This is a genomic window from Kitasatospora sp. NBC_00039 (assembly GCF_045160625.1).
In the GTDB taxonomy this organism is placed as follows: Bacteria; Actinomycetota; Actinomycetes; order Streptomycetales; family Streptomycetaceae; genus Kitasatospora.
Genome location: NZ_CP108289.1, coordinates 2,771,594 through 2,783,268, shown reverse-complemented (window position 1 = coordinate 2,783,268; position 11,675 = coordinate 2,771,594). Strand labels below are relative to the sequence as shown.

Below are 11,675 nucleotides of genomic sequence, written 5' to 3'. Positions count from 1 at the left end.
AGGACGGCCCACGACATGAAGCTCGACTCGATGTACCAGGAGATCATCCTGGACCACTACCGCAACCCGCACGGCAAGGGGCTGCGGGACGGCGACGCCGAGGTGCACCACGTCAACCCCACCTGCGGGGACGAGATCACCCTGCGGGTGAGGCTCGACGGCGCCACGGTCGCCGACGTCTCGTACGAGTCGCAGGGCTGTTCCATCAGCCAGGCCAGCGCCTCGGTGCTGAACGACCTGGTGGTCGGCAAGACCGTCGGCGAGGCGCAGGCCGTCCAGGAGGCCTTCCTGGAGCTCATGCAGAGCAAGGGCCAGGGCGAGGGCGACGAGGAGGTGCTGGAGGACGCGGTCGCGTTCGCCGGCGTCTCCAAGTACCCGGCCCGGGTCAAGTGCGCACTGCTGAGCTGGATGGCCTGGAAGGACGCCACCGCCAAGGCGCTGGCCGAGCGGCCCGCCGTCGACGGCACCCCCACCAACTGACGCAGAAGAGGAGGACAGACACCATGAGCGACACCACCGAGACGCCCGCCCCTTCCGCCGAGGAGGGCCCGACCGTCATCGTCGGCACCACCGCCGGCACCGTCTCCGTCGAGGACCTCACCGAGGCCCTGATGGACGTCGTCGACCCCGAGCTGGGCATCGACGTCGTCAACCTGGGCCTGATCTACGGGATCCACATCGACGAGTCGGACGTGGCCACCATCGACATGACGCTCACCTCGGCGGCCTGCCCGCTGACCGACGTCATCGAGGACCAGGCCAAGACGGCCACCGACGGCCTCGTCCAGGACCTGCGCATCAACTGGGTCTGGATGCCGCCGTGGGGCCCCGACAAGATCACCGACGACGGCCGCGACCAGCTCCGCGCCCTCGGCTTCAACGTCTGAGATCCGTCGATCGTCAACCTGCTGCCGCGCGAATTTCTCCTTCGGGGGAATGATTCGCGCGGCAGTGGTACATCTGCCGGTGGGTGGCGAGACTGCCGCCGAGTCCGTTCGCTTTCGAGTTCCGCACGAACAGCTGGAAGCTCCGGACGGTGTGATCCACACCGAACGCCGCCGCCCGGTACGGAATCCGTACCGGGCGGCGGCGTTCGTGCTGTGTCAGGCGCGCTTCGGGCGCTTGGCCACGGCGACGGCCAGAGCGAGGCAGACGGTGGCCGCGAGGGCGACGAAGCCGCTGGTGGCGGGGAGGAGGCCGTAGCGCTGGACGAGGGCGCCGACGCCGACGATGGGCAGCGAGGACCCGAGGTAGACGATGACCCAGAGGGAGCTGAGCTCCGAGCCCCGGCGTTCCGGGTTCATCGCGGCCACGGCGGAGGTGAAGAGCGAGCGGAAGGCGACGCCCTGGCAGGCGCCGCCGAGGACGCTGCCGATGAACAGCAGTGCCGGGGTGCCGGTGTACTGGGCGGCGACGACCAGGCCGAGGCCGGCGGCCAGGCCGGTCAGCCCCAGGGCGATGACCACGCGGTCCGCGGTCGGCGGGACGAGCAGCTGGGCGAGGGCGGAGGAGCCGAGCAGCAGGGCCGCCACGACGGCGCCGGTCAGCCGGGAGTCGGTGTGCAGCAGCTTGGCGGAGAACGCCGGGGCCAGGCTGAGGTAGACGCCGAAGACCGCGTAGGAGACGAAGCCCGCACCGGAGGCCAGCAGGAACTCGTGGCGGCCGGTGCGGGGCATCCGCAGCCGCTGCGGGCGCAGGTGGGCCGGGGTGGTGATGCGCGGCGGGGAGGCCGGCGGGCGGCTGCGGCCGGGCATCCGGGGGTGGACCACGGCGAGCGGCACGCAGAGCGCCAGCAGGGCGACGGCGTGCAGCAGGAACGGCGTCAGCAGCGGGTCCGAGCCGCCGGCCAGCAGGGCGCCGACCACCGGGCCGAGCGCGACGCCGCCGGCCGAACAGGCGAGGGTGAGCTTGGCGGCCAGGGTCGGGCGCTCGGGCAGCAGGTCGCCGAGGGCGGCGCCGGCGGCGCCCGTGGACAGACCCACCGCGATGCCCTGGACGGCGCGGCCGACGGCCAGCTGCCAGAAGCTGCCGGAGGTGGCGAAGACCACGTCGCCGGCGGCGGCCAGGCCGACCGCGGGAAGGATCAGCGCGCGCCGGCCGAGGTGGTCCGACCAGTGGCCGACCACGGCCAGCACCGGGACCAGCGCGAACACGTACACCGTGAACAGCACGCTGGTGTCGAGCGCGGTCAGGGCGAGGCGGGTCTGGAGCAGCGGGTAGATCGGGGTCGCCAGGTTGGCACCGATCAGCATGAAGAGGAGGGCGGCGGCGACGAGGCCGACCCGCACACCGCGCAGCGCGTTCCAGCGGCTGATCGCGGCGAGCTGGAGCTGGGCGCGCGGCGCGAGTTCCAGGGGAAGCAGGGCCTCCGACAGTCGGCGTCCGTCAAACATCCCCGGCGCCATGACGCCGCGTAGTACGGTGGGGCTCTGCCCAATGGCAGCGGTCAGGGCTTGGCCGTCATGAGGCTCGGGCGAGCCGAGTGAGAAGCCGCCCCGGCTACGGGGTGGAGGAGTCAAATCAGGGGTCTCCTGTGAGGGGTGCCACCGCGGGCCGGTATGGCCTTGGGTGGTGGCCTTACGGAATGTTCCCTGGTGGGCGGGTATACGGACTGCGTGGTTGGGCTTCGTTGCCCGGTTGGGCCGCGCGGGGTGTGCACGGCGCCAAGCGAAGGATACGCGGTACGGCGCGCGCCCTGGGCGCGCGCCCCCGTGTCCACGCATCGGGCATGCCCGGCCTATACGCTGAGGTAGTGGACCGGCACACGGAGCTGATTCCGGTGTGCCGATCGGCTGACCGCTCGGTGTAGGGAGAACGCGCAACGATGGCCGGACGACGTCGGAAGAACGCTGGGGCCTCGTCGGCGGCTGCGCCGGGCGAGGAAGGGGCGGGCGGTGCGGTGCTGCCGGCCGACCTGGAGCTGCAGGACCTCTACGGGGCGTTCGCCGCGCACGGGCTGGACGACGAGGACCTCGACGACGCGGCCGTGCTGGTGCCGCCGGTGAAGCTGCCCGCCGAGTCGGAGCTGGCCGCGCAGGCCAAGGCCGTGCCGATGTTCGGGTACGCGCTGAAGCTGGCCCGCTGGGCCGCCCCGCACCGGACGGTGGACGAGTTCGGTGACCTCACCGGCCCGGACCGGGCGCCGGCCGCCCGGCTGCTGGGCCTGGCCCCCGAGGAGGGGGACGCCCCGGAGGAGGCCGTGGTCGAGGCGATGAGGGCCTGGTCGCTGGCCTGTGACCTGGACCTGGTCGAGATCGGCACCACCGCCGCCGGTGAGCACGTGGCCGTCCCCGGGCCGGATCTGGAGCCGGCCGAGCAAGGGGATCCGGAGACCGTCCTGGAGCTGTGGCTGACCGCCGCCGGCATCGTCCGGGAGCTGGCGGTGGAGGCGGACTCGCTGCCGGAGGAGGGCGCCGACGAGGGCGCGGCCGACGGGGCGGAGCCGACGGAGGAGGACGAGGAGCGGCTGTCGCAGGTCGAGGATGCCCGGGACGAGGCCGCCGAGCTGCTCGACGAGGCGCTGCAGGTGCTGTACGAGACGACCGCCTTCGCCGATGCCGGCAGCGAGACCGTGCCGCTCGGCGTGCTGGCCGCGCTGCTGGTCGTCCCGGAGGGGGAGGAACCGAGCGAAGAGCTGCTCGGCGACATCACCGATGTGATGGTCGCACTGGACCCGATGCTGGGCGACCTCGCCGAGCTGGGCCTGCTGGACTACCGCCCGATCGACCCGGAGCTCTTCGACGAGGAGGAGGGCGAGGAGGCCGCCCCGCCGGCCGGCCCCGCCGTCGGCGAGGAGCCGCTGGACGAGGAGGAGTCGGCCCGGTTCGGCCTCGTCCGGCTGACCCCGCTCGGCCAGTACGGCATCCGGCAGTGGCTGCTGGAGGACGGCTACGACGCTCCGCTGGTCGGCGAGCTGGCCCAGGGCGACGCCTCCGAACTGCTGCGCGCGGTCTGCGAGTCGACCAACGTGCTGCCCGACGAGGAGCTGCGGGTCTGGATCACCGGCCGGGAGCCGGTGGCGGCGGCGCGCGAGCTGCTCTCCGCGGCCCGCGGCAACGACGCGTACGCGCCGATGCGCCGGATGCTCTGCCAGCTGGCGCTGGCCATGCTGGGCGAGCCAGCCGAGCCCGCCGTCCGGGAGGTGCTGGACGACCCCGAGCTGGGCGGGGGCGCGCGGGCCTGGCTGGCCGGACTCGGGGCCACGGACGTGCCCGCGCCGGAGCGCGGGATGGTGCTCTGGACGGTGGTCGACACCTTCGCCGCCCAGCTGCTCGACACCGGCGGCGACGCCGAGCTGCTGCGCGAGCTCATCGCCGACCTGCCGGTGACCGACAACCCGGCGAGCTACTTCGGCGAGCTCTGGCGGGTCGACCACCCGTACACGGCGGACGTGCTGGAGGTGGTCGGCGAGCTGCACCTGGACCGGACGGTGGCCAAGGAGGCCCGCAAGGCGGCCTTCAAGGCGCGGTCGAAGGGGTAGTGCGTCACGGCAGGTCCAGCGAGCCGTCCTCGGTGAAGGGGAAGAACGGGTTGTGGGCCAGCTCCCAGAGGTGGCCGTCGAGGTCCTCGAAGTAGCCGGAGTAGCCGCCCCAGCTGGTCGCGGCCGGGGGCTTGACCACCGTCGCCCCGGCCGCGACGGCCGTCTCCAGGGCGGCGTCCACCAGCTCGGGCGACTCCAGGTTCACCGCGAGGGTGACGCCCCGGAACGACGGCTCGCCGGTGGCGGGCACACCCGCGTCGGCGGCCAGTTCGTCGTGCGGGAAGAGCCCGAGCACCGAGTCGGCGGTGCGGAACCAGACGATCTCGGGGCTGGATGCGGAGGAGCGCCGCCACCCCAGAGCCTCGTAGAAGCGGGTGCTGGCGTCGAGATCGGCAACCCCGAGGGTGACGATGCTGATGCGGGCGGGGAAGTCCTCGGAAGCTGTCATGCCCGACAGCGTAGGAAGCCGGACTGACAAACCCCGGCCCTGACACGGTGCCAGGCGTACCGATCCGCCTGGTGGGGCGCAGGAGCTGATGACCCGGCAGGTCGGGCCACGTATCGTGTCCGGCAGACGCGCGGGAGCGGTGAGGATTCGGGGGTGCGGCGCGGGATGACGCGGGAGAGCGGTGGCAGGCAGGACGGTCTCCGGGGAGACGGGCCGGGGCGGGTGGACGCGCGGGCGCGGGAGGACCGCTTCGCCGACCAGGAGGAGTTCGCCCGCCGTACCCTTGCCGCGGCGGACTTCCCCGTGTACGGGGTCGCCTACGGGGTGAGCCCGGAGGGGGACGCCCTGGCCGCCTTCGAGACCTCGGACGGCCTGCTCTCCTGGGTCGAGGTCCGCTCCGGCGACTGGGCCTCCGCCGACGGCCCGTACGTCACCGTGCGCACCCACCGGCCCGGCGCCGACCGGCCCGGCGCGCTGCCCGAGCTGGAGGACGTGGTCGAGGACGAGCGCGACCGGGTCTACGAGCAGCTCGGCGTGGACGAGGGCGACTGCCCCGGACGGGTCCGGGCGCTGCGCGAGTGGATCACCGTGGACGGCGAACCGCAGGCGGTGGAGGTGCACGAGGACCGGCGCGAGCTCTGGGACCGCCCTGACGTCTCCGTGCCCGGCGTCTGCCCCAAGCCCGGCGCCGGGCCGGTCTGGGCCGTCCGGCTCCGGGTGGGCGGGCTGACCGTCACCGTCTGCGGGCGCGGGGTGCCGCCAGGCGGCCTCGAACTGGCCCCGGTCGAGGACGTCGAGCGGTACCTGCGTGGCCGGACCGCGCTGTTGCGCTTGCTCGCCTCCCGGCGCGGCCGGCACGTCCCTGTCGAGGAGCGCGAACTCGTCCCGGCCACCGGGCTGGAGGCGCACCGGGCGGTGATCGAGCACGGTATCGCCGAGTCCGCCGCGATCGAGGCGCAGGTCCGGGCCGGGCGGACGCCCCGGCTGCCGCGCGGGCTGCGTGGCGAGGCCGGTGCGCTGCGCTGGGAGGCCGCGGTGCGCCAGCAGATGCGGCTCGCCTCGGAGAGCCGGGAGGAGGCGGTCGCGGCGGTGACGGCGATGGTCAACCACCTCAACCGGCTCTCCCGGCAGACCCAGTGGGTGGTCGGCACGCCGGAGGGGGAGGCCGCCGTCGAAGAGGTGATCCGCTACACGGTGTTCGCCAGCGAGGTGGCGAGCCTCCCGGCGCAGCGCGCCTGGGCGCAGCTCTGGCGGGACCGGCCGGCATGTGAGGGCGACAGCTGGGAGGAGCGGCTCGGGGAGCAGCTCTGGCTCTCGGCCTGGGAGCAGTGGCGGGCGGCGCGGGCGGGGCGGTCGCCGCGGTAGATCCCTGGTGGGCGGGCCGTGGCCGGTGCTGAACACGGCAAAGAACGGGTCATGGATTCGAATACGGTCGGCAAATGACCACGCTGACGAAGCGTCCGATTCACCGTGCGTTCACCGGGCCGGCGGAGTCTGCTGGGCGTCGGCGACCTGCCTCGACACCTCGCACGCCACGTACCGGGCCCGCCCGGTCGGCGGCCCGCCTCTCAGGAGTGACTCACATGTCGCTGTCCCGCCGGGACTTCGTCAACCGTTCCACCCTCGTCGGGGCCGGTGTCCTGATCGCCGGCAGCGCCGAGGTGCTGGCGAGCGCCCCGGGCGCGATCGCGGCCCCGGTCGGCGGCGAGGTGAAGGACGCCGCGACCGCCGACGCCGAGCGTGCCGCCGTCGGCTACGGCGCGCTGGTCAAGGACCCGGAGAGCCTGCTCTCGCTGCCCAAGGGCTTCACGTACAAGGTCGTGAACCGGGCCGGCGTCACCAAGCTGCGCACCGGCGAGTTCACCCCCAGCAACCACGACGGCACCTCGGCCTTCGAGGACGAGCGCGGTGGCAACCTCATGGTCGTCAACCACGAGCTGAGCGGTGCCCGCGCCAACTGGCCGTACCCGGTGCCGCTGACCGAGGGCCACGTCTACGACCCGGGCGCGGCCGGCGGCTGCACCATCGTGCACGCCAAGGCCAACGGCACGGTCGAGCAGTGGGTCGGCATCGCCGGCACCTCCACCAACTGCGCCGGTGGCGTGAGCCCGTGGGGCACCTGGCTGTCCGGCGAGGAGACCGAGGACAAGGCCGGCAAGAACGGCTTCACCAAGGACCACGGCTACATCTTCGAGGTCGACCCGTTCGACGACGAGTACAACGAGAACCCGCAGCCGGTGAAGGCCTTCGGCCGGTTCGCGCACGAGGCCGTCGTGGTGGACCCGAAGCGCGGCCACGTCTACCTGACCGAGGACGCCTCCAACCCCAACGGCCTGCTCTTCCGCTGGACCCCGCCGGCCGGCTTCAAGCACGGCCGCTACCAGCTGCGCAAGCTCGCCGCCGACGCCGGCGTGCTGGAGGCCTTCAAGGTCTTCGACGCGCAGGGCAAGCTGGTCGACGACCTCTCGCGCGCCACCAAGGTCGGCACCACCTACGGCGTGGACTGGGTCAAGGTCCAGGACCGCGACGCGCAGACCGTCTCGATCCGCAAGCAGTTCAAGGACGGCGAGGTCACCCGCGCCCGCAAGCTGGAGGGCATGTGGTGGGGTGACGGCGGCTTCTACTTCGTCTCCAGCTTCGCCCGCTCGGAGAGCCCGCTCCAGCACGACGGCCAGGTCTGGTTCTTCAACCCCGTCCGCCGCACCATCACCCTGAAGGTGCTGCTCGGCGTCAACACCGACGTCTGGGGCGACCACGACAACTTCGACGGCCCGGACAACATCACCGTCTCGCCGTACGGCGGCATCGTGATCGCCGAGGACGGCGAGGGCGTCTCGCACCTGTTCGGCGCCACCGAGGACGGGCTGACCTACCCGATCGCCCGCAACGAGCTGAACATCGGCACCGCCGAGAAGCCGGAGTTCAGCGAGTTCACCGGCGTGACCTTCTCGGACGACGGCCGGACGCTGTTCGCCAACATCCAGACCCCGGGCATCCAGCTGGCCATCACCGGCCCGTGGCACCGGCTGAACGAGCACAAGCGCGGCCAGGGCTACGGCGCCTGAGCCTGATGCCGTGACAGGAAAGGGGCCCGCCTCGCGCGGGCCCCTTCTCAGCTCTCTGCGGGCAGCCGCAGCTGGAGCATGGCGAGCAGCCGCTGCTGCGGCTGGGACAGGTCGATGCCGGTCACCTGCTCCGCCCGGCGCACCCGGTAGCGCAGGGTGTTGGGGTGGATGTGCAGGGCGTCCGCGGCGACCCGGACCTCGCCGAGCGCGTCCAGCCAGGCCAGCACCGACTCGGCGAGCCGGGTGCCGTGGCGGCGGTCGTACGCGGCCAGCGCGGTCAGCCGCGGGTCGCGCAGGCCGCTCCGCTCCTGCAGCAGCGCCAGCATCTCGCTGACCAGCACCTCCGCCTGGACGTCGATCAGCGCGGCGACCTCCAGGTCCACCCCGCCGCGGCCCATCGCGTCCAGGATCCGGTCCGCCTGCGCCCGGGAGTCGGGCACCCGGGCCAGACCGTCCACCGTCGAGCCGATCGCCGCCCGCAGCGGGACGCCCAGGTGGTCCCGGGCGGCCTCGACCACCTCCTGCGCCCAGCCGCGGACGGTCGTCATCGGCAGCCCGCCCGGCAGCTCGGGCAGCAGCACGTACACCCGCGACTCGATCGGGGCGAGCAGGGCGGCCCGGTGCCGGGCGGCGGTGTGCACCGAGATCAGGCCGGTCACCTCGGAGCGGGTGAGCGCCTCGGTGGTCCGTGCGCTGTACGCCAGGACGGTGGCGGGGCGGCGCAGGTCCAGGCCCAGGTGGGTGGCGAGCGACTGGGGGCCGGTCGAGCCCTCCAGCAGGCCGGTGAGCAGGGTCTGGGTCAGCCGGACGTCCGCCGACAGCTCCCGGCGGCGGCGCACCAGTTGGGCCGCCGCCACCCGGGCCGCGCCGACCAGCGCCTGCTCGGCGAGCGGGGCCAGCGGCTGGGCGCCCTCCTGGACCCAGATGGTGCCCAGCGGCTGCGCGCCGGCCCGGATGCCGATCGCCAGGCGGCGGCGCAGGCCCAGCTCGGGGTGCGGGTCGACCGCGATCGGCGTGTCCGAGCTGCGCAGGTGCTGGAAGATGCCCCACTCGCGGAGCTTGGAGAGGTAGGGCTCGGGGCCCTGCCAGCCGAGGATGGAGAGCCGGCGCAGGTCGTCCACCTCGTCGGAGTCGGAGGACCGGGAGTAGGCCAGCACCCGGCTGGAGGTGTCCTCGATCGAGACGATCCCGTTGGTCAGCACGGCGACGGTCTGGGCCAGCGAGAAGAGGTCGCCCGCGTTGTGCTCGGGGGTGCCGGTCGCGTCCGGGGCGTCCGGCCCGGCGATGACCGCGCGGGCGAGCGAGTCGAGGTGCTCCCAGCGGGTCTCCCGGCGGACCGAGAGCAGGGCCACGCCGGCCTCGGTGGCCGCCTCGCGCAGGGCGTCGGCCTGGCCGGGCGCGTCCAGCTTCACCGCGACGGCGGCCGCACCGGCCCGGCCGGCCGCGCGCAGCGCCGGGAGGGCGGCCCGGCCGCGGGCGCCGATGGCGAGGACGAGTTCGCCGGGCGCGGCGACGGGCGGGTCCTCGGGGTCGAGGATCGCGACGTCGCGGACCGGGACGTCCAGGCCCTGGGGGGCCGCCTGGAGTTCGACCAGCGGTTCGCCGAGGGACATCAGCAGTTGACGGAGCGGGAGTCCGGCGGGCTGGGACACCGGCGGTTCCTTCGTGGGATCGAACAACGGCGTACGGGTGATTTTAGCCGGGCGGACAGGGTTTCGGCGCCCGAGCGCACCGTCCGCGCGATGGGGCGCACCGTCCACGTGCAGGCGGGCACCGTCCACGCGGAGCCGCGCACCGGTCTGTGAACGGCGCAACCGTGACCGCCCCGTGATCCCTTCGTCGGTCCGGACAACGCCGTACGGGGGACTTTAGCCGCCAGGCCAATCAAGTGGGCCCCGGTGCAGGAATAGCGTTCGTCCTGTGGCCGACGTGCGACCCACGTCGGCATCCCCCATGAACCGAAGGAGAGCGTGCGCTCATGGATGCTGTGACCCAGGTCCCCGCGCCGGTGAACGAGCCGGTCCACAGCTACGCCCCCGGCAGCCCGGAACGGGCCCGCCTGGAGGCCAAGCTGAAGGAGCTGGGCGGCCAGGAGCCGGTCCAGCTGACCATGACGATCAACGGTGAGCGCCGCCTCGGCGGCGGCACCGAGATCCACGTCGTCCAGCCGCACAACCACGCGGCGAGGCTCGGTACGCTGCGCAACGCCACCCAGGCCGACGCGCAGGACGCCATCGACGCTGCCCTGGCCGCCGCCCCGGCCTGGCAGGCGCTCTCCTTCGACTCGCGGGCCGCGATCTTCCTCAAGGCCGCCGACCTGCTGGCCGGCCCCTGGCGCGAAACCCTGGCCGCCGCCACCATGCTCGGCCAGTCCAAGACCGCCCAGCAGGCCGAGATCGACACCCCCTGCGAGCTGGTCGACTTCCTGCGCTTCAACGTGCACTTCGCCCGCCAGATCATGGCCGAGCAGCCGATCTCCTCGGACGGCGTCTGGAACCGCAGCGACCACCGCCCGCTGGAGGGCTTCGTCTACGCGATCACCCCGTTCAACTTCACCGCCATCGCCGGCAACCTGCCGACCGCGCCGGCGCTGATGGGCAACGTGGTGCTCTGGAAGCCCTCCCCGACCCAGCAGTTCTCCGCGCACCTGCTGATGCAGCTGCTGGAGGCGGCCGGGCTGCCCAAGGGCGTCATCAACATGGTCACCGGTGACGGCCTGGACGTCTCCGCCGTCGCGCTGAAGCACCCGGCCCTGGCCGGCATCCACTTCACCGGCTCCACCGCCACCTTCCAGCACCTGTGGCGCGAGGTCGGCAACAACATCGCCGGCTACCGCACCTACCCGCGGATCGTCGGCGAGACCGGCGGCAAGGATTTCCTCGTCGCCCACCCGTCCGCCGACCCGGCCGTGCTGAAGACCGCGATGACCCGCGGCGCCTTCGAGTTCCAGGGCCAGAAGTGTTCCGCCCTGTCCCGCGCCTACGTCCCGGCCTCGATCTGGGCCGGCCTCAAGGACGAGTTCGCCGCCGAGGTCGACGGCCTCACCATGGGCGACGTCAGCGACCTGTCGAACTTCATGTCGGCCGTCATCGACGAGCGCTCCTTCGCCAAGAACAAGGCCGCCATCGACCGGGCCCAGGCGGACCCGTCCGTCGAGGTGCTGGCCGGCGGCACCTACGACGACTCGGTCGGCTACTTCGTCCGCCCGACCGTCCTGGTCTGCCAGGACCCGGCGAGCGAGTACTTCAAGGACGAGTACTTCGGCCCGATCCTCGCCGTGTACGTCTACGAGGACGAGAAGTACGACGAGATGCTGGCGCAGATGGAGTCGGTGTCCTCCTACGGCCTGACCGGCGCGATCATCGCCCAGGACCGCGAGGCCGTCCAGCACGCGATGCTGAAGCTGCGCAACGCGGCCGGCAACTTCTACATCAACGACAAGCCGACCGGCGCGGTCGTCGGCCAGCAGCCGTTCGGCGGCGGCCGGGCCTCCGGGACCAACGACAAGGCCGGTGCCAAGCAGAACCTGGCGCGCTGGACCTCGACCCGTTCGGTCAAGGAGACCTTCGTCCCGCCGACGGACTACCGCTACCCGCACATGGGCTGAGTGCCCGCCCCCGGACGACGCCCGGTCCCGCAGCCGGGCGCCGTCCACCGGGGCGGCGGGCCCACCCCCGGCCCG

At 73.0% G+C, this 11,675-nt stretch carries 9 protein-coding genes; 6 read left to right on the top strand and 3 right to left on the bottom strand.

Translation table 11 applies throughout. The features are described 5' to 3' along the window. Positions 1-15: 15 nt before the first annotated feature. Together sufU and OG286_RS12400 are read left to right on the top strand one after the other, a co-directional pair. The gene (sufU, locus tag OG286_RS12405) at positions 16-480 is read left to right on the top strand and encodes a Fe-S cluster assembly sulfur transfer protein SufU (protein WP_396320487.1); all 465 of its coding nucleotides are present in this window, start codon (positions 16-18) and stop codon (positions 478-480) included. Positions 481-503: 23 nt separating this feature from the next. After that, on the top strand, positions 504-887 hold the full coding sequence (locus tag OG286_RS12400) for a metal-sulfur cluster assembly factor (protein ID WP_396320486.1): 384 nt from the start codon (positions 504-506) through the stop codon (positions 885-887). Positions 888-1,103: 216 nt separating this feature from the next. On the opposite strand, the gene OG286_RS12395 is transcribed toward OG286_RS12400, so the two are convergent. After that, positions 1,104-2,393, bottom strand: a complete 1,290-nt coding sequence (locus OG286_RS12395) for an MFS transporter (RefSeq protein WP_396320485.1) — start codon at positions 2,391-2,393, stop codon at positions 1,104-1,106. Between the two features lie 431 nt (positions 2,394-2,824). Here OG286_RS12395 and OG286_RS12390 point away from each other — a divergent pair, with 431 nt between their 5' ends. Next, positions 2,825-4,480 carry a hypothetical protein gene (locus OG286_RS12390; protein ID WP_396320484.1) on the top strand — a complete coding sequence of 552 codons (1,656 nt, stop codon included), beginning with the start codon at positions 2,825-2,827 and terminating at the stop codon, positions 4,478-4,480. Between the two features lie 4 nt (positions 4,481-4,484). Here OG286_RS12390 and OG286_RS12385 read toward each other — a convergent pair whose 3' ends face one another. After that, on the bottom strand, positions 4,485-4,928 hold the full coding sequence (locus OG286_RS12385) for a VOC family protein (protein WP_396320483.1): 444 nt from the start codon (positions 4,926-4,928) through the stop codon (positions 4,485-4,487). 165 nt (positions 4,929-5,093) lie between these two features. Here OG286_RS12385 and OG286_RS12380 point away from each other — a divergent pair, with 165 nt between their 5' ends. After that, a complete protein-coding gene (locus OG286_RS12380; protein WP_405361624.1) occupies positions 5,094-6,293 on the top strand; it encodes a hypothetical protein in 1,200 nt (399 codons plus the stop codon). A gap of 218 nt (positions 6,294-6,511) precedes the next feature. Next, complete coding sequence (locus tag OG286_RS12375) at positions 6,512-7,993, top strand: alkaline phosphatase PhoX (RefSeq protein WP_405361626.1); 1,482 nt, start codon at positions 6,512-6,514, stop codon at positions 7,991-7,993. Between the two features lie 47 nt (positions 7,994-8,040). Here the strand turns inward: OG286_RS12375 and OG286_RS12370 are convergent, their stop codons facing one another. Further along, the gene (locus tag OG286_RS12370; RefSeq protein ID WP_405365231.1) at positions 8,041-9,645 is read right to left on the bottom strand and encodes a PucR family transcriptional regulator; all 1,605 of its coding nucleotides are present in this window, start codon (positions 9,643-9,645) and stop codon (positions 8,041-8,043) included. A 326-nt stretch (positions 9,646-9,971) separates the two neighbouring features. Here OG286_RS12370 and pruA point away from each other — a divergent pair, with 326 nt between their 5' ends. Then, the gene (pruA, locus tag OG286_RS12365; protein WP_396320479.1) at positions 9,972-11,600 is read left to right on the top strand and encodes an L-glutamate gamma-semialdehyde dehydrogenase; all 1,629 of its coding nucleotides are present in this window, start codon (positions 9,972-9,974) and stop codon (positions 11,598-11,600) included. The last annotated feature ends 75 nt before the right edge of the window (positions 11,601-11,675 follow it).